Source organism: Comamonas sp. GCA5 (assembly GCF_036541385.1).
GTDB classification, from domain to species: domain Bacteria; phylum Pseudomonadota; class Gammaproteobacteria; order Burkholderiales; family Burkholderiaceae_C; genus Comamonas; species Comamonas aquatica.
The window spans coordinates 1-23,755 of record NZ_JAZHFR010000015.1; the positions used below are offsets into that span (position 1 = coordinate 1).

21 protein-coding genes and 3 pseudogenes are annotated in these 23,755 nt (G+C 66.7%); 14 read left to right on the forward strand and 10 right to left on the reverse strand.

All coding sequences use genetic code 11. The features are described 5' to 3' along the window. Nucleotides 1-297 precede the first annotated feature (297 nt). Complete coding sequence (locus SJH88_RS05715) at nt 298-756, forward strand: RidA family protein (RefSeq protein ID WP_274753860.1); 459 nt, start codon at nt 298-300, stop codon at nt 754-756. Nucleotides 757-1,061: 305 nt separating this feature from the next. Here the strand turns inward: SJH88_RS05715 and folK are convergent, their stop codons facing one another. From folK to hda, 4 genes are all read right to left on the reverse strand, one after another. After that, nucleotides 1,062-1,559, reverse strand: coding sequence for a 2-amino-4-hydroxy-6-hydroxymethyldihydropteridine diphosphokinase (gene folK / locus SJH88_RS05720; protein ID WP_274753861.1), 498 nt, complete (start codon nt 1,557-1,559; stop codon nt 1,062-1,064). Beyond that, the gene (gene pcnB / locus SJH88_RS05725; protein WP_045267165.1) at nt 1,559-3,115 is read right to left on the reverse strand and encodes a polynucleotide adenylyltransferase PcnB; all 1,557 of its coding nucleotides are present in this window, start codon (nt 3,113-3,115) and stop codon (nt 1,559-1,561) included. Before pcnB ends, folK begins: the two co-directional genes overlap by 1 nt. Further along, on the reverse strand, nt 3,112-3,813 hold the full coding sequence (locus SJH88_RS05730; protein ID WP_045267166.1) for a histidinol-phosphatase: 702 nt from the start codon (nt 3,811-3,813) through the stop codon (nt 3,112-3,114). Before SJH88_RS05730 ends, pcnB begins: the two co-directional genes overlap by 4 nt. A gap of 62 nt (nt 3,814-3,875) precedes the next feature. Continuing rightward, the gene (hda, locus tag SJH88_RS05735) at nt 3,876-4,574 is read right to left on the reverse strand and encodes a DnaA regulatory inactivator Hda (RefSeq protein ID WP_162858932.1); all 699 of its coding nucleotides are present in this window, start codon (nt 4,572-4,574) and stop codon (nt 3,876-3,878) included. A 374-nt stretch (nt 4,575-4,948) separates the two neighbouring features. Between hda and purM the strand changes: the two genes are divergently transcribed. Together purM and SJH88_RS05745 are read left to right on the forward strand one after the other, a co-directional pair. Then, nucleotides 4,949-6,001, forward strand: coding sequence for a phosphoribosylformylglycinamidine cyclo-ligase (gene purM, locus SJH88_RS05740; RefSeq protein ID WP_274753862.1), 1,053 nt, complete (start codon nt 4,949-4,951; stop codon nt 5,999-6,001). Between the two features lie 23 nt (nt 6,002-6,024). Beyond that, nucleotides 6,025-7,085 (forward strand): annotated as a pseudogene (locus SJH88_RS05745) (AI-2E family transporter). A gap of 138 nt (nt 7,086-7,223) precedes the next feature. On the opposite strand, the gene SJH88_RS05750 reads toward SJH88_RS05745, so the two are convergent. Both SJH88_RS05750 and murJ read right to left on the reverse strand, forming a co-directional pair. Beyond that, nucleotides 7,224-8,072 carry a SirB1 family protein gene (locus SJH88_RS05750; RefSeq protein WP_270148486.1) on the reverse strand — a complete coding sequence of 283 codons (849 nt, stop codon included), beginning with the start codon at nt 8,070-8,072 and terminating at the stop codon, nt 7,224-7,226. Nucleotides 8,073-8,129: 57 nt separating this feature from the next. Next, complete coding sequence (gene murJ, locus SJH88_RS05755; RefSeq protein ID WP_274753863.1) at nt 8,130-9,692, reverse strand: murein biosynthesis integral membrane protein MurJ; 1,563 nt, start codon at nt 9,690-9,692, stop codon at nt 8,130-8,132. 243 nt (nt 9,693-9,935) lie between these two features. Between murJ and rpsT the strand changes: the two genes are divergently transcribed. From rpsT to SJH88_RS05770, 3 genes and pseudogenes are all read left to right on the forward strand, one after another. Further along, nucleotides 9,936-10,229 carry a 30S ribosomal protein S20 gene (gene rpsT, locus SJH88_RS05760; protein ID WP_042414209.1) on the forward strand — a complete coding sequence of 98 codons (294 nt, stop codon included), beginning with the start codon at nt 9,936-9,938 and terminating at the stop codon, nt 10,227-10,229. 335 nt (nt 10,230-10,564) lie between these two features. Continuing rightward, nucleotides 10,565-12,267 (forward strand): annotated as a pseudogene (gene mqo, locus SJH88_RS05765) (malate dehydrogenase (quinone)). A 104-nt stretch (nt 12,268-12,371) separates the two neighbouring features. Then, nucleotides 12,372-13,748, forward strand: coding sequence for an MATE family efflux transporter (locus tag SJH88_RS05770; protein ID WP_274753864.1), 1,377 nt, complete (start codon nt 12,372-12,374; stop codon nt 13,746-13,748). An 81-nt stretch (nt 13,749-13,829) separates the two neighbouring features. Here SJH88_RS05770 and SJH88_RS05775 read toward each other — a convergent pair whose 3' ends face one another. Beyond that, a complete protein-coding gene (locus SJH88_RS05775; protein WP_043384473.1) occupies nt 13,830-14,156 on the reverse strand; it encodes a DUF3579 domain-containing protein in 327 nt (108 codons plus the stop codon). A gap of 235 nt (nt 14,157-14,391) precedes the next feature. Here SJH88_RS05775 and SJH88_RS05780 point away from each other — a divergent pair, with 235 nt between their 5' ends. From SJH88_RS05780 to SJH88_RS05795, 4 genes are all read left to right on the forward strand, one after another. Then, nucleotides 14,392-15,588, forward strand: coding sequence for an aspartate aminotransferase family protein (locus tag SJH88_RS05780; RefSeq protein ID WP_042414020.1), 1,197 nt, complete (start codon nt 14,392-14,394; stop codon nt 15,586-15,588). A gap of 16 nt (nt 15,589-15,604) precedes the next feature. Continuing rightward, the gene (gene argF, locus SJH88_RS05785; protein WP_042414024.1) at nt 15,605-16,528 is read left to right on the forward strand and encodes an ornithine carbamoyltransferase; all 924 of its coding nucleotides are present in this window, start codon (nt 15,605-15,607) and stop codon (nt 16,526-16,528) included. A gap of 12 nt (nt 16,529-16,540) precedes the next feature. Then, nucleotides 16,541-16,867, forward strand: a complete 327-nt coding sequence (locus SJH88_RS05790; RefSeq protein ID WP_156781670.1) for a hypothetical protein — start codon at nt 16,541-16,543, stop codon at nt 16,865-16,867. Nucleotides 16,868-17,033: 166 nt separating this feature from the next. After that, entirely contained in the window at nt 17,034-17,384 is a 351-nt protein-coding gene (locus SJH88_RS05795) for a YkgJ family cysteine cluster protein (RefSeq protein ID WP_042414025.1), read from the forward strand. A 115-nt stretch (nt 17,385-17,499) separates the two neighbouring features. On the opposite strand, the gene SJH88_RS05800 is transcribed toward SJH88_RS05795, so the two are convergent. The 3 genes and pseudogenes from SJH88_RS05800 to SJH88_RS05810 all read right to left on the reverse strand — a co-directional run bounded on the left by SJH88_RS05800 (nt 17,500) and on the right by SJH88_RS05810 (nt 19,969). Next, the gene (locus SJH88_RS05800) at nt 17,500-17,700 is read right to left on the reverse strand and encodes a hypothetical protein (RefSeq protein ID WP_274753865.1); all 201 of its coding nucleotides are present in this window, start codon (nt 17,698-17,700) and stop codon (nt 17,500-17,502) included. A gap of 17 nt (nt 17,701-17,717) precedes the next feature. Beyond that, nucleotides 17,718-19,649 (reverse strand): annotated as a pseudogene (feoB, locus tag SJH88_RS05805) (ferrous iron transporter B). Next, nucleotides 19,646-19,969, reverse strand: coding sequence for a FeoA family protein (locus SJH88_RS05810; RefSeq protein WP_274753866.1), 324 nt, complete (start codon nt 19,967-19,969; stop codon nt 19,646-19,648). Before SJH88_RS05810 ends, feoB begins: the two are co-directional and overlap by 4 nt. A 170-nt stretch (nt 19,970-20,139) precedes the next feature. Between SJH88_RS05810 and SJH88_RS05815 the strand changes: the two genes are divergently transcribed. The 4 genes from SJH88_RS05815 (at nt 20,140) to SJH88_RS05830 (ending at nt 23,653) form a co-directional block, all read left to right on the forward strand. After that, nucleotides 20,140-20,460: a YkgJ family cysteine cluster protein gene (locus SJH88_RS05815; RefSeq protein WP_274753867.1), complete on the forward strand. Its 321-nt coding sequence runs from the start codon at nt 20,140-20,142 to the stop codon at nt 20,458-20,460. Nucleotides 20,461-20,992: 532 nt separating this feature from the next. Next, nucleotides 20,993-21,373: a LysE family translocator gene (locus SJH88_RS05820; RefSeq protein ID WP_274753868.1), complete on the forward strand. Its 381-nt coding sequence runs from the start codon at nt 20,993-20,995 to the stop codon at nt 21,371-21,373. A gap of 8 nt (nt 21,374-21,381) precedes the next feature. Beyond that, entirely contained in the window at nt 21,382-22,188 is an 807-nt protein-coding gene (locus tag SJH88_RS05825; RefSeq protein WP_274753869.1) for an AraC family transcriptional regulator, read from the forward strand. A gap of 103 nt (nt 22,189-22,291) precedes the next feature. After that, nucleotides 22,292-23,653 (forward strand): amino acid permease, encoded by a 1,362-nt coding sequence (locus SJH88_RS05830; protein ID WP_274753870.1) that lies wholly within the window; start codon nt 22,292-22,294, stop codon nt 23,651-23,653. The last annotated feature ends 102 nt before the right edge of the window (nt 23,654-23,755 follow it).

A 23,755-nucleotide genomic window follows, 5' to 3' on the forward strand; every position in this document is an offset into this window, starting at 1 on the left:
CGCGCCCCACAGCAGCCACGCCCCAGCGCCATGCCGGCCGGCGCCACAGCAGCGGGCCCAGCAGCACGGCCGCGGCCAGCCACCCGGCATAGACCGGCCACGGCAACAAGGCCGCCTGCTGCAGCTGGGTGGCCGTGCCCGCGACCACGCCCAGCATCCACCACATGCCGGGAGGATGTTGCTGCGAGGGGGACGGCGGTCTTGGCATACTGCGCAGCATGCGGGGCAAACGCCACACCGGCAAAGCCGGCTGCACAGTTCGCCCGCCATTCAACAACCCTCTCCAGAAAGACCGTCATGAGCGTTTACGACCGCCTGCAAGCCCTGAAGATTGCCCTGCCCCCCGTGGCCATTCCCGCCGCCGCCTACGTGCCGTTTGTGCAGACGGGCAATCTGGTGTTCCTGAGCGGCCACATCGCCAAGAAGGACGGCCAGGTCTGGGCCGGCCAGCTGGGTGCGGCGATCAGCACCGCCGAGGGCAAGCAAGCGGCCCGCGCCGTCGCCATCGACCTGCTGGGTACGCTGCAGGCGGCCTGCGGCGGCGACCTGAACCGCGTGCAGCGCATCGTCAAGGTGATGAGCCTGGTGAACTCGACCGCTGGCTTCACCGAGCAGCACCTGGTGACCAATGGCTGCTCCGAGCTGCTGGCCGAGGTCTTCGGGGACAAGGGCTCGCACGCCCGCAGCGCGTTCGGCGTGGCGCAAATCCCCATGGGCGCCTGCGTGGAAATCGAGCTGATCGCAGAAATCGCTTGATGTATGAGAGCTGCCTGCGCTTGCGCTGCCTGGATTTCCGATAGAAAACATATGAAAAACCAAGCAATACAAGCGCTGTCAGCTCATTTTTTTAAGGTGTGCCGTTCGGATCTGAAAACTGCCTGATCCAGACCCCGCGGCAGAACGGGTACCACGCTGCGCAGCGCTGGCGCGCAGCAGGTGGCACACAGACCGCGCGCGATCCGTCACAGAGAATCAAAAGCTGAGGCACCAGCCCCAGGTGGCCCCAGCCTGGGCCCTGGCGGCCACACGAAACCGCCCGGGTCCACCCTGCAACGCTGTGCTCAGGCCGACACGGCGCTGGCGGCCCAGCGGGCATCCTGTGCCACGGCAATGCGTTGACCGGCCACTGCGGTCAATTGCGCGGCCGTGACCAGGTGGGCGTCCAACTCGTGCAAAGGCAGGAGCACAAAGGCGCGCTCGTACATGCGCGGGTGCGGCACCGTCAGTGCCGGCGCGGCCAGCTGGCGCTGGCCCCACAGCAGCACATCCAGGTCCAGGGTGCGCGGCGCATTGCGGTAGGGGCGCTCGCGCCCGGCGGCCAGCTCCAACGCCTGCAAGGCCTGCAGCAAGGCTTCGGGCGCCAGGTCGGTCTCGAGGGCCGCGACGGCGTTCAGATAGTCCGGCCCCGCGGCCTCCACCGGGGCACTGCTGTAGAGCGAAGACACGGCGCACAGCCGGGTCTGCGGCAGGGCCGCCATGCGGTGCAGGGCCTGCAGCAAGGCCTCACCGCGATCCCCCAGGTTGGCCCCCAGGCCGATATAGACCCGTTCGGCCGCCATCACTCGGCGCTGCCGCCGGAGGATGCCATGTCGGCACCGCCGGCAGGCTTGCGGCGGCGGCGACGGCGCTTCTTGGCGGGCGCATCGCCTTCGCTGACGATGGTGTCCAGGGGCGAGGCCTCCTGCACGTCCTCCGCCTTGCGGGGCGCGCGGCGTGCGGCGGGTTGTGCCGCCTTTTGCTTCTGGCGCTGCTCCTCGCGCACCTGGGCCACCAGGTCCTCGCGGCGCGCATCGTCGGCGGCCTGGAACTCCTGCCACCACTCGGCCAGGTCTTCCTCGATCTCGCCCACATCGGCGCGCAGACGCAGGAAGTCGAAGCCGGCGCGGAAGCGCGCCTGTAGCACCATGCCGAACGGGGTCGAACCGGTGCGCTTGTCAAAACGTGGCTGCATGACCCAGATCTCTCGCATGTCGGCGGCCAGTTTGCCACGGCCCGACACGTCGCCGATGCGCTGGTCGAACACCTCGTCGATCGCCTCGTTCAGCGCCGGGAAGGCGTGGTAGCCCTTCTTCAGGCGGCGCTCCCAGCCCTGCTTGACGTCCTGCCACAGCACGCAGGCCAGCATGAAGCTGGGCGCCACGGGCTTGCCTTCGCCGACGCGGCGGTCGGTGTCGGCCAGGGCCGCCTGCACGAACGGGTGCCCGGCACGCTCCACCACCACATCCAGCAGGGGGTAAATGCCGTGCTCCAGGCCCAGCTTCTTGAGCTGCTCGATCGACGCCAGCGCGTGGCCGGTCTGCAACAGCTTGAGCATTTCGTCAAACAAACGGCTTTGCGGCACTTCGCGCAGCAGCGGCTCGCATTCGAGCAGCGGCTTGGCGGTCTTGGGCTCCAACTTGAAGCCCAGGGGGCTGAGCTTGGCGGCAAAGCGCACGGCGCGGATGATGCGCACCGGGTCTTCGCGGTAGCGCGTGGCCGGGTCGCCGATCATGCGCAGCACTTTCTTTTGCGCGTCCTGGATGCCCTTGTGGAAGTCCACCACGACCTGGGTCTCGGGGTCGTAATACATGGCATTGACGGTGAAGTCACGGCGCGTGGCATCCTGGTCCTGCGGGCCCCAGACGTTGTCGCGCAGCACGCGGCCGCTGGCGTCCACGGCGTGCTTCATGCTGGCCAGGGCCAGCTTGCTGGTGCGCTCGTTGCCGCTGACCTGCTCGGCCTGGCTGTTGTCCATGAAGGCACGGAAGGTCGAGACCTCGATCACCTCGTGCTCACGCCCCCGGCCGTAAACCACGTGCACGATGCGAAAGCGCTTGCCGATGATGAAGGCACGGCGAAACAGGTGCTTGACCTGCTCGGGCGTGGCATCGGTGGCCACGTCGAAGTCCTTGGGGCGCAGCCCCAGCAGCAGGTCGCGCACCGCGCCGCCGACGATGTAGGCCTCATGGCCCGCATCCTTGAGGGTGCGCACCACATCCACCGCCCGCTGGTCCACCAGTTGCGGATCGATGCCGTGCACGCTGGCGGGCACCTCTTCACGCTTGCCGAAGCGCGACTTGCGCGCACGGGCGGCGGGCTCTTTGCCCAGCAATTTGTCGATGATGGTCTTGATCATGGGTTTTCAGTAAACAGGTCCAGCACGCGCCAGCCGCGCTCCTGCGCAATCGCTCGCAGACGGGGCTCGGGGTTGGTGGCCACGGGGTGGTTGACACGCTCCAGCAGGGGCAGGTCGTTCATGGAATCGCTGTAGAACGTCGATTCCACGCCCTCCCAGGACAGGCCGCGCGCCGCCAGCCAGGCATCCATGCGCACCACCTTGCCTTCGCGCATGTTCGGCACGCCCTGCACGCCGCCCGTGAACCAACCCGTCGCGTCGCGCTCCAGCTCGGTCGAGAGCAGCTCCTGCACGCCGAAGGCGGCGGCGATGGGGCGCGTGACGAACTCGTTGGTCGCCGAGGTGATGACCACCAGGTCGCCAGCCTGCTGGTGCGCACGCACCAGGGCCTGCGCCTGGGGCAGGATGGCCGGGGTGATGACCTCCTGCATGAAGCGCTGGTGCGCCGCCTGCGCGGCGGCGGCGCCGCGTTGCACGATGGCCTCGGTGGCAAAGCGCACATAGTCCGGCACATTCAGCGTGCCCGCCTGGTAGTGCGCGAAGAACTCGTCGTTGCGGCGCCCAAACTCGGTGCGGTCGCACCAGCCGATGGCAATCGCAAACTCGCCCCAGCCATGGTCGGAATCCATGGGGATCAGCGTGTGGTCCAGATCAAACAAGGCCAGTCGCGGGCGCTGGGACGGGGTTGCAGGGTTCATAGATTCATTCAAAGGGAGCGAAGACATACAGCCATGGCATGCGGCACCAGCGTGCCGCTGGGCTATTCGGTCTCCAGCATGGTTTTGAGCAAGGGGATGGTGATCGCACGCTTGTTGCGCAGTGCAAACTCATCCAGCATGTCCAGCAGCTGCATCAGACTGGCCAGGTCGCGCGAAAAGCGCTTGAGCATGTAATCCACCACATCGGCGCTCAGGGTCACGCCCCGGGCGGCCGCCTCGGTTTTCAACACTTCGCGGCGCTCTTCCTCATTGGGCACCTGCAGCTGGAACACATGGCCCCAGCCCAGGCGGCTGCGCAGATCGTCGCGCACCTCCATGCCCGCCGGCGGCGCGTCGCCGGCCGACAAAATCCAGCGGGGCGAACCGCTGGGCGGGTTGATGGCATTCACAAACCAGTTGAAGGCACGGGCCTGCTGCATGGGCGTGAACAGCTGCACATCGTCCATCAGCACGGCCGACCAGCGCTCGTCAAACTCCGGCGGAAAACCGGTGCTGGCATCCATCCAGCCCACCTGGGCCCCCTGCTCCAGCAGCATTTCGCGCACTGCCTTGAGCAGGTGCGTCTTGCCGGAGCCGGAATCACCCCACAGGTAGGTGGGCACCGGCGCACGCGGCGCAGGGCCAAAGCCATCGCTGATCCAGGCCTGGAGGTGATCGACCACCGGCGCATTGCGACCGGCGTAAAAGCGCGCCAGAGAAGGCCCCGTGGGCAAGCCGATATCCAGCGCCAGTTGCTTCATAGAGAGCATGCCGTCGACACGTCCCGCTTGCTGCACAGCAAGCGCATGGGCACAAACTCAGCCATCGGGAGCAGGAACGTAGACATAGGGGGAGGAAAGAGCAGGAAACGCCCTGCATGCGCAAGACCACGGCCGCATGCCAGCCGGTCCCGGCATCGCGTTTACATATTTTAATCAGCTTCCGCCCCGCTGGCAGGCGCAGGCCCCGCGCACGCCTGGACCGCACTGTGCCACAGGCCGGCGCAGCCAGCTCTCACACCCCCAGATGTCCCGCATCCCTGGGGCGGCATGCGGACATTCCGGAGGGACTGCACTTAAAATCATGGGCGTTCCTGCCCCCACATCGGGCACCACACCCTGCACAGATCCTTCTCATGAGCTCCTCTGCCTCCCCATCCACCCCCATTTCCTACAAAGACGCCGGCGTTGACATCGACGCAGGCGACGCACTGGTCGAGCGCATCAAGCCGCTGGCCAAGAAGACCATGCGCGAAGGCGTGATGGCCGGCATTGGCGGCTTTGGTGCTTTGTTCGAAGTGCCCAAGCGCTACCAGGAGCCCGTGCTGGTGTCCGGCACCGACGGTGTGGGCACCAAGCTGCGCCTGGCTTTCGAGTGGAACATGCACGACACCGTGGGCATCGACCTGGTGGCCATGAGCGTCAACGACGTGCTGGTGCAAGGCGCGGAACCCCTGTTCTTCCTGGACTACTTTGCCTGCGGCAAGCTGGACGTGGACACGGCCGCGGCCGTGGTGGGCGGCATTGCCAAGGGTTGCGAGCTGTCCGGCTGCGCCCTGATCGGCGGTGAAACCGCGGAAATGCCCGGCATGTACCCCGATGGCGAGTACGACCTGGCCGGCTTTGCCGTCGGCGCCGTGGAAAAGTCCAAGATCCTGACCGGCCAGAACGTCAAGCCCGGCGACGTGGTCCTGGGCCTGGCCTCGACCGGCGTGCACTCCAACGGCTTCTCGCTGGTGCGCAAGTGCATCGAGCGCGCCGAAAGCCAGGGCACCGTGCCCGCCACCCTGGACGGCAAGCCCTTCAAGGCCGCCATCATGGAACCCACCCGCCTGTACGTGAAGAATGTGCTGGCGGCCCTGGCCCAGCACCCCATCAAGGCCCTGGCCCACATCACCGGCGGCGGCCTGCTGGAGAACATCCCCCGCGTGCTGCCCGAAGGCACGGGCGCCGACCTGCAGGCCGGCAGCTGGCCCCAGACCGAGCTGTTCGCCTGGCTGCAAAAGACCGCCGGCATCGACGATGTGGAAATGAACCGCACCTTCAACAACGGCATCGGCATGGTGGTGGTGGTGGCCCCCGAGGCGGCCGAGGCCACCACAGCAACTTTGCGTGAACTGGGTGAAACGGTCTACACGATCGGTAACATTACGGCACGCACAGAAGGCGCACCCGTCCAAGTCAAGTAGTCTTTCATCCAGAGCGATCATCCATGGGGAACCAGCACCAACTTCCGACCGTTTGTCAGCCCCCCGTAACGCCGTCCCGCGGCGTGATGATCGCCAGTTACCTGCTCATGGCCTGCACGCTGCTGCTGGTCATGTGGCAAAAGCTTCTGCCCGGGCTGCTGTGTGCATGCCTGGGCTTTTTGTTGACGCGCGCGCTGTCCAGCCTGCTGGCGCGCATCGACCGGCGCCCGCCTGGACCGATCCCTGACCGCTGGGCCCAAGCGACGGCCGCCACCCTGGTGATCCTGGGGCCGCTGCTGTGGATTGCGATTGCCCTGACCCATTCGCGCGGCTACCTGACCGACATTCCGCACCAGTACAAGGAGCTGCTGGACTACCTGGCCAACACCGTGCTGGAACTGCGCCAGAAGCTGCCCAATGACCTGGGAGCCCTGCTGCCCCAGGGCTCGGCCGAGATCCAGCAGACGATCGCCACCTACCTGGCCACCAAGGCCGGTGCCCTGGCCTCGGCCGGCAAGGCCTGGCTGGGCGGCCTGCTGCACGCCTACGTGGGCCTGCTGATCGGCGCGCTGGCGGCCGTGCGCCCGCGCCTGGTGCCCCGGGCACCGCTGACGCAGGCGCTGCAGCGCCGCGTCATGCTGCTGGGCGAGGCCTTCCGCCAGATCGTGGCCGCGCAGTTCTGGATTGCGCTGTTCAACACCACGCTGACCGCCCTGTTCCTGCTGCTGATCCTGCCCACCTTCGAGATTGCGCTGCCGTATACGCCGGCACTGATCCTGCTGACCTTTGTGGCGGGCCTGATCCCCATCGTTGGCAACCTGTTTTGCAACGTGGTGCTGACGGTGGTGGGCCTGTCCGTCTCGCCCGTGGCCGCCGCCGTCTGCCTGGGCTTTCTGATCCTGATCCACAAGGCCGAATACGTGATCAACGCCAAGGTGGTCGGCCAGCGCACCCACATGGCCGTGTGGGAGCTGCTGTCGGTGATGTTCATTGCCGAATCGGTCTTCGGCCGGCCGGTCTGGTGGCAGCTCCGCTGTTCTACGCCTACCTGAAGAAGGAACTGGAAGCCGCACGGCTGGTCTGAAATAGAGAGCAGCCTGCGCTGATTGAAAGCGGCTTTCCCATCGATTTCGCATCGAAACATAGAAAAACAGAGCGCTGGACGCTCTGTTTTTTATTCCAACGGCGCCAGGCGTGGGAACCGCACGCGCCTGACAGGCGTTCAGGGCTCGGCCCGCAACAGCTCGATGCGCGCCTCGATCAGCGGCAGATCGTGCGGCGCCGGGGCATGGCGCACATAGGTCTGCAGATCCTGCAAGGCCGCGTCGCGCTGGCCCAACTGCGCCAGCACCAGCCCGCGGTCCCGGTAGTGGCTGTATTCCTGCGGGCGCAACACGATCAGCCGGTGCAGCACCGCCAGCAGTTGCGGTGCCTCCTCGGCCTGGGCATGGATGGTCTGCAGGTTGCGCAGCATGCGCTCCAGAATTTCACGGCTGCTGGCCGGCACCAGGAACAGGTGCAACGGCGCCATCTCGTCCTGCGCCAGCCCCCAGCCTTCGCGAAAAGGCTCCAGCCGCTCCTGCAGGGCGTCCTGGGTCAGGCCACGGCCCGTCAACGGATCCTGGATGATCAGGCCCTCGTCGACATGCACCTTGATCAGGAAATGTCCGGGGAAGGAAATGCCCTGCGCCTTCAGGCCGATGGCGGCGGCCAGCTCCAGCCACAGCACGGCCAGGGAGATCGGGATGCCCTTGCGCGTCGCCAGCACGCGGTGCACAAAGCTGTTGGCCGGGTTGGCAAAATCGTTGGCGTTCACGCCAAAGCCCAGCTTGTCGTAGAAGAACTCGTTCAGCACCACGGTGCGCTGCAGTGCACTGGCGCCCTGCGGCAACGCGGACCGCAAGCGGGCAGCCAGGCTATCGACCTGGAACAGCACATCCTGCAGGTCCAGCGCCGGCTCGGCATCGAGCGCCAGACTGGCCGCGGCCTCCAGCAGCGGCAAGTCCAGATCCTCACGCACCAGGCAGCGAAAATGCTCCAGGGCACTGGGGGCTTCAAAATTCAGCGACATGGGCCGCACTCTAGCGCGATTTGCAAAGCCTCACCCACGGCAGTTGCACCGCCCGCCTCAGCGGCGCAGCAGGGTGCGCACGCGCAAGCCGGTCGCCAGCAGCACCCCGAAGTACACCATGCCCGCACCGCCCAGCATCAGCGCCATCAGGCCTGCGCGCTGCCACTCGTGCGCACCCAGCGCCTGCCAGTTCCAATGCCCTTGGCCCCACAGCAAAAAGCCCCCCAGCAAGGCGGAAGCCGCCAGCACCTGCAGCCCATACTTGACCCAGCCCGGACCCGGCTGGTAGGCGCCACGGCGCAGCAGCCCGATCAGCAGCCACAGCGCGTTCACCAGCGCCGCCAAACCGATCGACAGCGCCAGGCCTGCATGGGCCAACCATGGCACCAGTACCACATTCAGCACCTGCGTCAGCACCAGCACCGCCATAGCGATCTTGACCGGCGTGCGCATGTCCTGGCTGGCAAAGTAGCCCGGTGCCAGCACCTTGATGGCCACCAGCCCCAGCAGGCCGGCCCCGTAGCCGACCAGCGCCACGGCAATCTGAGACACATCGCTGCCCTGCAGCGCGCCACGGTGGAACAGCGTAGCCACCAGCGGCTCGGCAAAGGTCAGCAGGGCCACGGCCGACGGCACCGCCAGCAGCACCACCAGGCGCAGGCCCCAATCCAGCATGCCGGAGTAGCGCTGCGCATCGCCCGCAGCCTTGGCCGAGGCGAGTTGCGGCGTCAGCACCACGCCCAGCGCCACCCCCAGCAGCGCTGTGGGAAATTCCATCAAACGGTCGGCATAGAACAGCCAGGTCACACTGCCCGGGGTGAGGTAGGACGCGATCTGCGTATTGATCATCAGGCTGACCTGGGCCACGCCCACCCCCAGCAGGGCCGGTGCCATCAGCGCCAGGATGCGGCGCACCCCACCATCGCGCCAGGCTGCACGCACGGCCACCGGCGACAGACCGATGCGTGGCAGCAAGCCCAGTTTTTTCAGCACGGGCAGCTGCACCGCCAACTGCAGCACACCGCCCAGCATCACCCCCGCCGCCATGGCGTAGATGGGCTCCATGCCGTGGCGCCCCAGCCAGGGCGCCAGCAGGACGGCGGCCGCGATCATGCAGACATTGAGCAGCACCGGCGTGGCCGCCGGCACGGCAAACTGCTTCCAGGTGTTGAGCACACCGGCGCACAGCGCCACCAGCGACATGAAGCCGATGTACGGGAACATCCAGCGCGTCATCAGCACCGCGGCCTCGTGCGCGTGGCTACCATCCAGCCCGCTGGCCAGCAGCCACACCAGCACCGGGGCCCCGGCCACACCGACCACGCAGGTCAGCAGCAGCACCCAGAACAGCACCGTGGCCACATTCGCCACCAGGGCGCGCGTGCGCTCCTCCCCATCCTGGGTCTTGGTGGTTGCCAGCACCGGAATGAAAGCCTGGCTGAATGCCCCCTCGGCAAACAGGCGGCGAAACAGGTTGGGAATGCGGAAGGCAACGTTGAAGGCATCGGTCAGCGCATTGGCGCCGAACATGGAGGCCATGATGAGGTCACGGACCAGACCCGTGACCCGCGAGGCCAGAGTCAACAACGAAACGGTGGAGGCGGCTTTGAATAACGACACCCGCCCAGTGTAGCCACGCCCACCCGCGACAAAGTGTGGCAGGGCCCACAAACTTGCAACAGCCGCGCGGCGCTGGCCTGCAGCCCGCCACACCGCCTTCAACCCAACTTGGTGCGCAAGTGCACCAAGTTGAAATTCGATGCACCATTTCCGGTCAGCGCAGCCATCCTGCACAAGCGCCCAAGCATTGCTATAATCACGGGCTTCGCTGGCATCATCCCCAGACAACTCAAGGAATACATCATGGCAACCAAAGCCAAAAAGAACCCCCGCCTGGCCTCCGGCCGCAAGCGCGCACGCCAGAACGTCAAGCTGAACGCAGCCAACACTTCGCTGCGTTCGAAGTACCGCACCGTGGTGAAGAATGTCGAGAAGGCCGTGCTGGCCGGCGACAAGGTGAAGGCCACCGAACTGTTTGCAAAGATGCAAGCTGTGGTCGACTCGATCGCCGACAAGGGCATCTTCCACAAGAACAAGGCCGCTCGCGACAAGAGCCGTCTGTCCGCCAAGGTCAAGGCCCTGGCCACTGCCGCCTAATTAACCTTAGGCATCGCCCGGAAGGCACTGCCTTCCGCCGTTTGCTTCGGGTGCGCTGCCAGCGAAACAAAAGAACCGCCTCACGGCGGTTTTTTTGTTTCCGCGTCCGATGCATGCCCCGGGGTCGCACCGCGCACGCCATGCACAATGCAGAAACGACTATCACATAGGTACTAATACCAATTGATTAGCATCAAATTTTGATCATTCCTTGATAATCCGAGGCTGAAAAGTCTTGTGTCTTCTATAGGACCTATAGCAGCACACCTTCTCTCCCATCGCAAAAGCCTGCCCCCTGTGCGCAGGCTTTTTTAGTCGTTCAGCCTCTAAAAATCATGAAAAGATCCATCCAAATAGGACTGGGGGTCGTCTCGACCCTGGTCCTGGCCGCACTGTTGTTTTTATCCTGGCCGCTGTTCCCCCGCTCCGTGCCCAAGCCCGAGAACGAGCAACCCGTCGATGTGGTGATGGTGGGTGCCGGCGCCATGAGCGCCACGCTGGCCACCTACCTGCAAGAGCTGCAACCCAACTGGAAGATCGAGGTCTTCGAGCGCCTGGACGGCGTGGCCCTGGAAAGCTCCAACGGCTGGAACAACGCCGGCACCGGCCACTCGGGTTTTGCCGAGCTGAACTACACCCCCCAGTTGCCCGACGGCAGCGTGGAGACCAAGCGTGCCGTGGGCATTGCCGAACAGTTTGAAGTGACGCGCCAGTTCTGGGCCCACCAGGTCGCCGCGGCCACCTGCAGTCGCCCGAGACCTTCGTGAACCCCACGGCCCACATGAGCTTTGTCTGGGGTGACGACAACATCGAATTCCTGAAGAAGCGCCAGCAAGCCATGGTGCAGCACCCCCTGTTCTATGGCATGGAGTATTCTGAGGACCACGCCAAGATCAAGCAGTGGGCCCCGCTGATGATCGAAGGCCGCGACCCGGCCCAGAAGATCGCCGCCACCTACATGCCCTTGGGCACCGACGTGAACCACGGCGCCTGGACCCAGCAGTTGATGGCCTCGCTGCAGAAGACGGACAACTTCCAGCTGCACCTGCAAAGCGAAGTGACCGCCTTGCGCCAGAACGCCGACAAGACCTGGAACGTGACCGTGGCCGACCTGGCCAACAATCGCCAGGAAAAAACCGTCAAGGCCAAGTTCGTGTTCGTGGGTGCCGGTGGCGCCGCGCTCAAACTGCTGCAGGCCTCGGGCATCCCTGAGTCCAAGAACTACGCCGGCTTCCCCGTGGGTGGCCAGTTCCTGGCCATCGAGAACCCCGAGCTGACCACCCGCCACGACGTCAAGGCCTATGGGATTGCTTCCACCGGTTCGCCCCCGATGTCCGTGCCCCACCTGGATGCCCGCCAGCTCGACGGCAAGCCCGTGGTCCTGTTTGGCCCCTTCGCCCTGGCCACGACCAAATTCCTCAAGAACGGCTCCTGGTGGGACCTGTTCTCCTCGGTCAACCACGACAACCTGATGGGCATGCTGCGCGTGGGCATCCACAACCTGGACCTGGTGCAGTACCTGCTGCAACAGGCTGAGCTGACCGACGAAGACCGCCAGCAGGTGCTGCAGCAGTACTTCCCGCACGCCAAGCGCGAGGACTGGAAGCTGATCACCGCCGGCCAGCGCGTGCAGATCATCAAGCGTGACCCCGAAAAGGGCGCCGTGCTGCAGTTCGGCACCGAGATCGTGGGCTCCGAAGACGGCAGCATCGCCGCCCTGCTGGGTGCTTCGCCCGGTGCCTCGACCGCCCCCCACATCATGCTGAACCTGCTCAAGAAGTCCTTCCCCGAGCAGATGGCCAGCACCGAGTGGAAGGCCCACATCCAGCAGATCGTGCCCTCGTACGGTCGCAAGATCAACGAAGACGCCGCCTACACCAACGAGATCCGCCGCATGACCAGCTCGGCCCTGAAGCTGCCCTACCTGGACGTGCCACTGACCGTGGGCCAGAAGGCCGAGGCACCAGCGGCTGCCCCCGCCGCTCCGTCTGCTGCCCAGCACCCCACGCAGCTAAACAAGGAAATGCAGGCACTCTGATTGCCGCCACCCCACACACCGGCCCTGCCGGTGCCACCCCGCCGACCGCTGTCGCGCGGGGTTTTTTCTTGGGGTGACGGACGCCACCGGCTTCCCGCTTTGCCATGTCCCGCCTGCTGACCCACGGCCCGATCGGCCGCGCCCTGCTGCGTTTTGTCCTGCCACTGTGGGGCGGCTATGTGCTGCAGTCGCTCAACACCTCGGTCAACGCCTTCTGGATCGGACGCCACCTGGGCGAGGCCGCACTGTCGGCGGCGGTGCACGCCAACAACCTGCTGTTCGTGCTGATTGCCCTGGTCTTCGGCATCAGCCAGGCCACCAACCTGCTGGTCGCCCAGGCCGTGGGCGCGGGCGACTGGGCGCTGGCGCGGCGCACCACGGGCACCAGCGCCTGCCTGTTCCTGGGTGCGGCCCTGCTGATGGCCACCCTGGGCTGGCCGCTGGCAGCCCCGCTGCTGCGCGCCATGGGCGCCGAGCCCGCCACCGCCACCCTGGCCGTGGACTACCTGCGGGTGCTCTTTCTGGCGCTGCCCCCCATGCTGCTGCTGATCTTTGTCGCCGCCGCGCTGCGCGGCACGGGGGACAGCCGCACGCCCTTCATCGCACTGCTGGCCGTGGCCCTGGGCGATGCTGCGCTCAATCCCCTGTTCATCTTCGGCGCAGGCCCGCTGCCCGCCTGGGGCATGGCCGGTTCGGCCCTGGCCACCCTGGTGGCCAACAGCCTGGGCCTGGCGGGGCTGCTGGCCTGGCTGCGCTGGCGGCGCGTGCCGCTGTGGCATGGCTGGCGCCAGGGTCACCGCCTGTGGCCCGATCCCGCGCTGGTGCGCTGCCTAGTCACCAAGGGCCTGCCCATGGGCCTGCAGATGCTGCTGGTGGCGCTGTCCCTGGTGCTGATGCTGGGCCTGGTCAACGCCCACGGCGCCCAGGCCTCGGCCGCCTACAGCGCGGCACTGCAGTTGTGGACCTATGTGCAGATGCCGGCGATTGCCGTGGCCTCGGCCTGCACCACCATCGCCGCGCAGAACGTGGGCGCCGGCCACTGGCCGCGGGTGGCGCGCACGGCGCGTGCCGGGATTGCCTGCCACCTGCTGCTGACCGGTGCCTGCGTGGCCCTGGTCCTGGCCTTTGATCGCCCGGTGCTGGCCCTGTTCCTGCCTGAGGGCAGCGCCGCCCTGGAGCCGGCACGCCACCTCAACCGCATCGTGCTGGGCTCGTTCGTGCTGCTGGGCATCAGCGGTGTGCTGGCCGGCGTGGTGCGCGCCACGGGTGCGGTGCTGGTGCCGCTGGCCATCCTGGCCGTGGCCCTGTGGGGCGTGCGCCTGCCCCTGGTCTGGGGGCTGCAACCACTGTGGGGGCTGGAGGCGCTGTGGTGGAGCTTCCCGCTCAGCGCCCTGGCGTCCCTGCTGCTGTCCCTGGCCTACTACCGCTGGGGCCACTGGCGCCAGACCCGCCTGCTGGGCAGCGCACCGCCAGGGCCTTGAGTCCGCCCACTAGCCTCAGAAACAAAAAAGCTTCCCTTCGGAAGCCTTCAGATGCACGGGGCCACCCCCCTCCAACCACGATCAGCGCTTGCGGCCAGGCGCCTCGTCGGGGATCAGACAGGCCTCGACCACCTGCAGGTGGTTGTCCCGGGCGAAATTCAGCACGAAATCCCAGGCCATGGGCTCATGGGCCTGCAGGTCACGGTGGACGACGATGCACTTGACGCCATTCATGGTGGTGGGGGTGCACCATGGCGAATAGCCCAGGTGGCTGCCGCGCTGGGCACCACCGGGACGAAACTGGCTCATCACCCCCGCCAAACGCTCGGCCCAATCACTGGGACGAAAGGTTTTTCCCTCCAAGGTCACGCCTTGGATGAACAATTCTTTGGAGCTTGGGGAAACCATCAAGATACATCTGCGTAAGAAAAGGTGCGCCACGGGATCACCGCCTGAACACCGACGGTGCGATTCTAACTCTTATACAAGACATGGGCGTGACGCACGGAATTGCCAACCCTGCTGTTTTCCAAATATGGAAACAGTCCACGCGGTACTACTTGCAGGGCCCTAGAATCGGCGTTTGTCTTTTGCGAAAGCTCGCAAAAGTTGTGCCACGACTGCCATGTCAGGAGATGTATTCATGACCGCTCACATTGAGGCTGCCTCGCCCCACGTTATGCCCACCTACGGCCGCGTACCGATCGCGCTGGAGCGAGGCCGAGGCTGCCGCGTGTGGGATGTGAACGGCAAGGAATACCTGGACGCACTGGGCGGCATCGCCGTCAACACCCTGGGCCACAACCACCCCAAGCTGGTGCCGGCCCTGCAGGACCAGATCGCCAAGCTGATCCACACCAGCAACTACTACCACGTGCCTGGCCAGGAAACCCTGGCCAAGCTGCTGACCGACCGCGCGGGCATGACCAATGTGTTCTTCTGCAGCACCGGCCTGGAAGCCAACGAGGCCGCGATCAAGATCGCCCGCAAGTACGGCGTGGACCAGGGCATTGCCAAGCCCGAGATCGTGGTCTATGACCACGCCTTCCACGGCCGCTCCATCGCCACCATGTCGGCCACGGCCAACCCCAAGGTGCGCAATGGCTTTGGTGCACTGCTGGAGGGTTTCACCCGCGTGGCTCCCAATGACTACCAGGCGCTGGTGGAAGCCACCGAAGGCAACCCCAACATCGTCGCCGTGATGATGGAGCCCATCCAGGGCGAAGGTGGCCTGCACCCCATGCGCGCCGAGTACCTGAAGCAGGTGCGCGCGCTGTGCGATGCCAAGGGCTGGCTGCTGATCATGGACGAGGTGCAAGCTGGCATGGGCCGCACCGGCAAGTGGTTTGCCCACCAGTGGGCCGGCATCGTGCCGGACGTGATGACCCTGGCCAAGGGCCTGGGCTCGGGCGTGCCCATCGGCGCCGTGGTGGCGCACAACAAGGCGGCCGAAGTGCTCAAGGCGGGCAACCACGGCTCCACCTTCGGCGGCAACCCGCTGGCCATGCGCGCCGGTGTGGAAACCATCCGCATCATGGAAGAGGACGGCCTGCTGGCACACGCCACCGAAGTGGGGAACTACCTCAAGGCCCAGTTGCACGCCGCCCTGAGCAGCCTGGAAGGCTTTGTCGAAGTGCGCGGCCAGGGCCTGATGATTGGCGTGGAGCTGACCAAGCCCTGCGGCCAGCTGATTGGCGAAGCGGCCGAAGCCGGCCTGCTGATCAGCGTGACCTCGGACACCGTGATCCGCATCGTGCCGCCGCTGATCCTGAGCCAGGCCGAAGCCGACGAGATCGTCACCAAGCTCAAGCCCCTGGTCCAAGCCCTGCTGGCCGCCTGAACCCAAGGAATCCCGCATGAAGCATTACCTGCAATTCAGTGACTTCACCGCCGACGAGTATGCCTACCTGCTGGCGCGCGCGGCGCTGATCAAGAAGAAGTTCAAGAACTACGAAAAGCACCACACGCTCAGCGACCGCACGCTGGCCATGATCTTCGAGAAGGCCAGCACACGCACGCGCGTCAGCTTCGAGGCCGGCATGTACCAGCTGGGCGGCTCCGTGGTCCACCTGACCACGGGCGACAGCCAGCTGGGCCGCGCCGAACCCATCGAGGACAGCGCGCGCGTCATCAGCCGCATGACCGACCTGGTGATGATCCGCACCTTCGGCCAGGACAAGATCGAGCGCTTCGCCGCCCACTCGCGCGTACCCGTGATCAACGGCCTGACCAACGAGTTCCACCCCTGCCAGATCCTGGCCGACATCTTCACATTCATCGAGCACCGCGGCCCCATCCAGGGCAAGGTGGTGGCCTGGGTGGGCGATGGCAACAACATGGCCAACACCTGGCTGCAGGCGGCCGATCTGCTGGGCTTCACCGTCCATGTCAGCACGCCCGGCGGCTACGAGGTGGACGAGCAGCTGGCCTTCAACGGCAAGCCCGTCAACCCCGGCTGCTACAAGGTGTTCAAGGATCCGCTCGCAGCCTGCCAGGGCGCCGACCTGGTCACCACCGACGTGTGGACCAGCATGGGCTACGAGGCCGAGAACGAGGAGCGCCGCAAGGCCTTTGCCGACTGGTGCGTGGATGCCGAAATGATGGCCGCCGCCCAGCCGCAAGCCCTGTTCATGCACTGCCTGCCCGCCCACCGCGGCGAAGAGGTGGAAGCCGACGTCATCGACGGGCCGCAGTCCGTGGTCTGGGATGAGGCTGAAAACCGCATGCACGTGCAAAAGGCGCTCATGGAGTACCTGCTGCTGGGCCAGCAGCCCGGCTGACGCCCCACGCCCATGGCCCACCCGGTGAGTGAAGTGATGCATGCTCTGAACAGGTTCTGCACGCCACTCACCAAAACAGGAGCTGCTTGCGCGCGCCTGCAAAAGCTTTCACACATCTTTCGCGTGAAAAGCCAAGCAGGATCAGCGCTGGCAGCTCTTTTTTTATTCAAGCCCCGCAGCACCGTGATGCGGCTGCGGGCGCAACAACCCTTCTCCTGCTCCGTCAGCGGCAGCCGCAGCCTGGATCTGCGCCGCATGTCCCGCCGCCGCAGTGCCCTGCACGCCATCGCCTGCAGCCACCTGCTGAAGACGCCGCGCTACCTCCTCGGTCACACCTAGGGCCTCGTTGCTCCTTTCGCACACTGCACGCCTTGCGCCTGCCGTGGGCGGGTCTGTGTCTTGCTTGCCGCCACACCGCCCGCCTGCGCAGGGCCACCCCGTGCCGTGCGCCCTTGCCCATTGCCTGCCTATCGAAGAACACCCCCGAGCCCCCCGCTTCCCCACCATGTCCGAAGCCATCCACCCCTGCCTGAAGTGCGGCGTCTGCTGCCAGAACTACCGCGTCGAGTTTTCCATCTACGAGCTGCAATCCATGGGCGGTACCGTGCCCGACCACCTGGCCCACGAAGTGAACGGCAACCGCGCCCGCATGAACGGCACGGAACGCCACCCCGTGCGCTGCGTGGCTCTGGGGGACCTGGGCAATGACTGCATCGGCTGCACCATCTACGAACAGCGCTCGCGCCCCTGCCGGGACTTTCCCTTCGCCTCGTATGGCTGCCACGACACCCGCGCCAAGTTCGACCTGCCGCCCCTGACCGAGGACGAGATCACACGCTGGCAGGAAGCGGGCTGAGCCACCAGCTCCCAGACTGCGCCGTGCAGAAACAAGCAAGGCCTGGGGCGCTGACAGCACCCCAGGCCTTCGGTGGGCTGGGCAGGTCAGCGCCGGCCACTGGCCGGCGCCGGCCTCAGGGCTTTTTCACCGCCGGGGCACAACGCTCCCCCTCGCAGCCGCTGCAGCCCCCGCAACCCGCCGATTGGCTGGCCACTGGGGCCAGGGCCGGCACCCAGCGCCCGGCTTGCTGGCGCCAGCGCCGCGGCAGGTAACGCCACAGCAGGGACACCGCGGCCAGCGCCACGACCACGCCCACGATCCATTCTTGCCACATACCTGCGTTCCTTTCGTTCAACCCCAACCCAGCGCCACGGCGATGCGGTAGGTCACAAAACTGGCCAGATAGGCCAGACCGAACAGATAGCCCGCCATGATCAGCGGGTAGCGCCAGCCGTTGGTCTCGCGCTTGACCATGGCCAGCGTAGAAATGCAGTGCGGCGCAAACACGAACCACACCAGCACCGACAGGGCCGTGGCCAGCGACCAGCTGTGCGCAATCAGCGTGCCCAGCTGTTCGGCCACATCATCGCCGGTGGCCGACAATGCATACACCGTGCCCAGGGCGCTGACCGCGACTTCCCGCGCCGCCATGGCCGGCACCAGGGCGATCGCAATCTGCCAGTTGAAGCCGATGGGCGACAGCACCATCTCTAGCCAGTGGCCGATCTGGCCGGCGTAGCTGTAGCGGATCGCCCCTTCGGTGATGCCCTCGGGCGCCCGGGGTAGCTGGCCAAGAACCACAGCACGATGCTGACCGTCAGGATGATGCCGCCCACGCGGCGCAGGAAGATCATGGCGCGCTCGTACAGGCCGATGACCAGGCTGCGCACGCTGGGCCAGCGGTAGGCCGGCAGCTCCATGAGCAGCGGGGTGCGGGCCAGGTTGCTGCGCCCCAGCTTGGCCACCCAGGCCACGGCCATGGCGCTGAGGATGCCGCCGATGTACAGCGCAAACAGCACCAGCCCCTGCAGGTTGAACACGCCGGCCACCGTCTGGTCCGGGATGAAGGCCGCAATCAGCAGCGCATACACCGGCAGGCGCGCCGAGCAGGTCATCAGCGGCGCAATCATGATGGTCAGCAGGCGGTCGCGCCAGCTGGGGATGGAGCGCGTGGCCATGATGCCCGGCACCGCACACGCAAAGCTGGACAGCAAGGGGATGAAGGAGCGCCCGGACAGCCCCACCGTGCCCATGATGCGGTCCAGCAGGAACGCGCGCGCGCAGGTAGCCCGAGTCCTCGAGCACCAGGATGAAGAAGAACAGAATCAGGATCTGCGGCAGGAACACCAGCACCGAGCCCGTGCCGGCAATCACGCCATCCACCAGCAGGCTGCGCAGCACCCCTTCCGGCATGGCACCCGACAACCACTCGCCCGCAAATGCCACGCTGCCTTCGATGCCGTCCATCAGGGGCTCGGCCCAGCTGAACACGGCCTGGAAGATCAGGAACAGGGTCACCAGCAGCAGCAGCGTGCCCCACAGCGGGTGCAGCACCACGGCATCGATGCGGTCATCGCGCTGGGTCGGCTGCGCCGGCTCCTGCACCGTTGCCTGCATGATCTGGGCCACCTGCTGGTGCAGGGCCAGCAACTGCTCGCGCGTGTTGCGCCCCACCTCGATGGGAAAGCGGGGGTCCGCCACCGGCGGCTGCAGGCGGTGCGCGGCCTCGCTGTCCAGCCAGGCCAGCAAGTCCCTGGCCCCAGCCTGGTGCACGCCCACGCTCTCGACCACCGGCACACCCAGCAGGGCGCTGAGCTGGGCCGTGTCGATCTGCAGGCCCTGGCGCCGCGCCATGTCGCTCATGTTCAGCACCAGCAGCATGGGCAGCCCCAGCGCGCGGGCTTCCAGCACCAGGCGCAGGTTCAGCCGCAGGTGGGTGGCATCGGTCACGCAGACCAGCAACTCGGGCGGGGCCTCGCGGGCATGTTCGCCGGTGAGGATGTCGCGGGTGATGCGTTCGTCCTCGCTGTGGGCATCCAGGCTGTAGGTGCCCGGCAGGTCCAGCAGGCGCACGCGGCGCTTGCCGGGGGTGGTCAACCAGCCCTCCTTGCGCTCCACGGTCACGCCGGCGTAGTTCGCCACTTTCTGGCGCGCGCCCGTCAGCAGGTTGAACAAGGCGGTCTTGCCGCAGTTGGGGTTGCCCAGCAGCGCTGCGCGCAGGGGAGCCGCGTCGCTGGGCGTGGCGGCACGCCCCAGGTGCACCGTCGATTCACGCGCGTTCATGCGTTGGCCTCCGGCTGTACCAGCACCATCGACGCCTCATGGCGACGCAGGGCAAACGTGGCCTGGCCGATGCGCACGGCCAAGGGATCGGCACCGGGGAAGCCGGCGGACACCACGCGCACCAACTCTCCAGGCAGAAAGCCGATTTCCATCAGGCGCAGCAGCAGTCCTTGCTCATGCTCGGTGGTGGCCGAGGCCCAATCCACCACACGGGCAGGCACCCTCAAGGCCAGAGAATCCAGACTGACCAGGGCGGCAGAACCACCCGGGCGCGCAGACGCAGCCACCGGTGCCGGTGCTGCCGAAGAAGAAGTGTGCATACGAGTTTTAATTGATTTTGATTCTTATTGTCTTTCTGACACCCCCGCTGTCCAAGTCCACGGCATGAACCAGACTTCCGCCAAGGGACTTTGCCCCGATTGTCCCGGCGCCCTGTAGGGCACCGCATTTCCCGGAGACAATGCGCAGCTCCCAGCCTTCTGACGTGCCCATGACCCACCCCTGCCTGTCCTGCGGCGCCTGCTGCGCCTCGTTCCGTGTCGATTTTTCGGTTTACGAATCCGAAGAGAACGGCGGGCGCGTGCCGCGCGGCCTGATCGAGGCTGTCACCGACTTCACCTGCCGCATGCGCGGCACCGACCATGCCCGGCCGCGTTGCGCCGCGCTGACGGGCAAGGTCGGGGAGCAGGCCGCCTGCGGCATCTACGAGTGGCGCCCCTCGCCCTGCCGGGAATTTGCCGCCGGCTCTGATGCCTGCAACCGTGTGCGCCTGCGCCATGGACTGCCGACGCTGGAGCGCGGATTACTGTAAGACTATGTAATCTCCTGGCCTGCACCACCTCAGGCAGGCCACGCGCAGACAAGGGACACGCGGCAAGCGCACACTGCCCACATCGCCCACTCCCCAGCGGAGGCTGCCATGTTCACCTTGTGGATGCTGATTGCCAGTGGACTCATCGTCGGTGGCTTGCTGGTGGCCGTGCTGTGCATGGAACAGACCCTGAGCGACAACGCGGGCGACCTGTAACACCCCGCTCGGCGCAATTGCGTTCAATACACGGCCGCCACACCCCGGCACAGTGCCGGGCTGTGAACCTGCCATCCACCTTCCCCCTGTTGCCCACGCTGCTGGCCATGGCCAGCTTTGCCCTGGTGGGCGCCGTCACCCCCGGACCGGTCAACGTGCTGGCATTGCGCCACGGCAGCCAGGGCCTGCGCCTGGCAGCGCTGCTGTATGTGCTGGGCGCCAGCCTCAGCTATGCGCTGATCGTCGCGGGCATGGGGCTGTTTGCCAGCCAGCTAACGCAGGCGCTGCCACGCTGGGCCGGCGCCGCACAAGCCCTGTGCGCCGCTACCTGCTGTGGCTGGCCTGGAAGCTGGCGCGGGCACCGGCCGACCACCCCGGCCCCGCCACGGGGCACCATGCCCCCGCGCTGTGGCCGTCCTTTGTCCAGGGGGTCGCGATCCAGACCCTCAACCCCAAGGCCTGGCTGTTTGCCCTGTCGGCCGTCGGCGTGTTCGCCCTGCCCGCATCGGCGTCCGGGCCCGGCGCCCTGCTGGCCCTGTGCGCCATCTCCCTGCTCGCCTGCCTCGTGGGCGTGGGCTGCTGGGCGGTGCTGGGCCGCGTGCTCACGCAGTGGCTGCGCACGCCGCAGCGCCAGCAATGGCTGCACCGCGCGCTGGCGGCGCTGCTGGTGGTCAGCGTGCTGGGCATGCTGGCATGATGGCGCCCATGACCGCGCCCGTGCACCAGTTCCACCGCCACCCGGCCCTGCCCTGGGCCGAGCTGCGCACCAGCCGCCAGTCACCCCACTGCTACCGGCTGCACATGCATGCCGAGTATTCGTTCGGCCTGGTGGACGCCGGCACGGCCCAGTTCCAGCACCAGCAGGGGCCACAGGCCCTGGTCCCGGGGGATGTGGTGCTGATCGAGCCCGGCATCTGGCACGCCAGCAACCCGGCGCAGCCCACGCGCTGGTCCTACCGCATGCTGTATGTGCAGGCCGGGTGGCTGCACGACCAACTGGGTGTGGACGGACTGCAGTTTGTGCAACGCCACCTGCGCAGCGCCACCAGCACCGTCACCATGCAGCGGCTGTGCCAGGCCCTAGTCGCAGGCGACGCTGCGGGCTGGACCGCGCAGCTGCTGCAATGGCTGCACGCCAACCAGCTGTGCCATGTCCGCCCCGGCCCGGCGCCGGCGATGGGAGAACCGGCGGTGCAGCAGGCCCTGCAGTGCCTGCACCAGCACCAGCACCAGCACCCGGACGCGGCCCCCAGCGTGCAGGACCTGGCCGCCGCCGGTGGCATGAGCCCCTCGCGTTTCATCCGCCACTTCAAGGCCGCCACCGGGGTGACGCCCGGCGCCTACCGCTTGAACCTGCGCCTGAACGGCGCGCGCCACCTGCTGGCCCAGGGCGTGGCGCTGGCCGACGCCGCCCACGCCATGGGCTTTGCCGACCAGGCCCACCTGCAGCGCAGCTTCAAGGCCCACCACGCGCTGACGCCAGGGCGCTACGCCCAACCCCAGGCGCATTGACCCACCCCAGTGCCTACTGCGGAAATCCGCGAGCAGCACCATCGCCAGGCGCGATAACGCCGATACTTGCAGGCTTTGCTTGAACACAGGACGGAGCTGGCGCATGGCCGATTTCCACGACATCCAACGCCGCGAAACCGGCTTGCAACAACACCTGACCAGCGCGCAGATGGTGATGATCGCCATCGGTGGCGCCGTGGGCACCGGTCTGTTCATGGGCAGCGCCTTCGCCATCGGCTTTGCCGGCCCGGCCGTGCTGGTCAGCTATGCCATCGGCGCCTTCATCGCCCTGCTGCTGATCGGCTGCCTGGGCGAGATGACCGTGGCCCACCCCACCTCGGGCTCGTTCGGCGCCTATGCCGAGTACTACCTGGGTCCGCTGGCCGGCTTTGTGGTGCGCTATGCCTACTGGGCCGCGCTGGTGCTGGCCGTGGGCATGGAGGTCACCGCCGTCGGCATCTACATGGCCTACTGGTTCCCGCAGGTGCCGCAGTGGATCTGGGTGGGTGTGTTCTCGGCCCTGCTGATCGGCATCAACCTGCGCAGCGTGAAGGTCTATGGCGCGGCCGAGTACCTGTTCTCGGCCATCAAGGTCGCCGCCATCGTGGCCTTTGTGCTGATCGGCAGCTACGTGGTCTTCGGGGCGCGGATTCCCGGCATCGGGCTGGAGAACTACCAGTTGGGCGGCGGCTTCTGGGCCAAGGGCCTGTGGGGCATGTGGCTGGGCGTGATCGTGGCCATGTTCAGCTACCTGGGCGTGGAAGCGATTGCCGTGGCCGCCGGCGAGGCCCAGCACCCCCAGCAGGCCGTGCAGCGCGCCATGAAGACCACCGTGCTGCGCCTGGTGCTGTTCTACCTGCTGACCCTGGCGCTGATGCTGGCCATCGTGCCCTGGACCGAAGCCGCCACCCAGACCAGCCCGTTTGTGCGCGTGATGGAGATCATCGACATCCCCTACGCCGCCGGGGTGCTGAACTTTGTGGTGCTGGTGGCGGCCCTGTCGGCCATGAACAGCCAGCTCTACACCACCTCACGCATGATGTTCAGCCTCGCGCGCGCCGGCCATGCGCCCGCCCGCTTCGGCCAGACCAACGCCAGCGGCGTGCCCGTGGCCGCCATCCTGGTGTCCAGCCTGGGCGCGGCCGTGGCCATGGTGATCAATGCCTTCTGGCCCGAGCAATCCTTCATGTGGATGATGTCGATCGCCATGTTCGGCGCCATGTTTGCGTGGTTCATGGTGTTTGTCACCCACCTGGCCTTCCGCCGCCGCCGCGACCGCGAAGGCGCCGACCGCGTGCCGTTCCGCATGTGGGGCTTCCCCTGGCTGACGCTGCTGGGCGCCACCCTGATGGGCGCCGTGCTGCTGACCACCTTGTTCACGCCCGCCTTTCGCCTGACCCTGGTCTTCGGCCTGCCCTGGCTGCTGGTACTGGCCCTGGTCTACTGGCGCCTGCACCGCCGCTGAAGCCGTCACCCCCACCCGCTGCGCGGCGCAGGGCACAGTCACACGGCAGCCCGCACGCCCGGACAGCCGCGCCGCTGCGACAGCCCAGGGTCGTCCTGCACT

Coding starts and splice junctions, on each gene's coding strand:
- SJH88_RS05715 (WP_274753860.1), top strand. CDS start 298: ATGAGCGTTTACGACCGCCTGCAAGCCCTGAAGATTGCCCTGCCCCCC.
- folK (WP_274753861.1), bottom strand. CDS start 1,559: ATGGCGGCCGAACGGGTCTATATCGGCCTGGGGGCCAACCTGGGGGAT.
- pcnB (WP_045267165.1), bottom strand. CDS start 3,115: ATGATCAAGACCATCATCGACAAATTGCTGGGCAAAGAGCCCGCCGCC.
- SJH88_RS05730 (WP_045267166.1), bottom strand. CDS start 3,813: ATGAACCCTGCAACCCCGTCCCAGCGCCCGCGACTGGCCTTGTTTGAT.
- hda (WP_162858932.1), bottom strand. CDS start 4,574: ATGAAGCAACTGGCGCTGGATATCGGCTTGCCCACGGGGCCTTCTCTG.
- purM (WP_274753862.1), top strand. CDS start 4,949: ATGAGCTCCTCTGCCTCCCCATCCACCCCCATTTCCTACAAAGACGCC.
- SJH88_RS05750 (WP_270148486.1), bottom strand. CDS start 8,072: ATGTCGCTGAATTTTGAAGCCCCCAGTGCCCTGGAGCATTTTCGCTGC.
- rpsT (WP_042414209.1), top strand. CDS start 9,936: ATGGCAACCAAAGCCAAAAAGAACCCCCGCCTGGCCTCCGGCCGCAAG.
- SJH88_RS05770 (WP_274753864.1), top strand. CDS start 12,372: ATGTCCCGCCTGCTGACCCACGGCCCGATCGGCCGCGCCCTGCTGCGT.
- SJH88_RS05775 (WP_043384473.1), bottom strand. CDS start 14,156: ATGGTTTCCCCAAGCTCCAAAGAATTGTTCATCCAAGGCGTGACCTTG.
- SJH88_RS05780 (WP_042414020.1), top strand. CDS start 14,392: ATGACCGCTCACATTGAGGCTGCCTCGCCCCACGTTATGCCCACCTAC.
- argF (WP_042414024.1), top strand. CDS start 15,605: ATGAAGCATTACCTGCAATTCAGTGACTTCACCGCCGACGAGTATGCC.
- SJH88_RS05790 (WP_156781670.1), top strand. CDS start 16,541: ATGGCCCACCCGGTGAGTGAAGTGATGCATGCTCTGAACAGGTTCTGC.
- SJH88_RS05795 (WP_042414025.1), top strand. CDS start 17,034: ATGTCCGAAGCCATCCACCCCTGCCTGAAGTGCGGCGTCTGCTGCCAG.
- SJH88_RS05800 (WP_274753865.1), bottom strand. CDS start 17,700: ATGTGGCAAGAATGGATCGTGGGCGTGGTCGTGGCGCTGGCCGCGGTG.
- SJH88_RS05810 (WP_274753866.1), bottom strand. CDS start 19,969: ATGCACACTTCTTCTTCGGCAGCACCGGCACCGGTGGCTGCGTCTGCG.
- SJH88_RS05815 (WP_274753867.1), top strand. CDS start 20,140: ATGACCCACCCCTGCCTGTCCTGCGGCGCCTGCTGCGCCTCGTTCCGT.
- SJH88_RS05825 (WP_274753869.1), top strand. CDS start 21,382: ATGACCGCGCCCGTGCACCAGTTCCACCGCCACCCGGCCCTGCCCTGG.
- SJH88_RS05830 (WP_274753870.1), top strand. CDS start 22,292: ATGGCCGATTTCCACGACATCCAACGCCGCGAAACCGGCTTGCAACAA.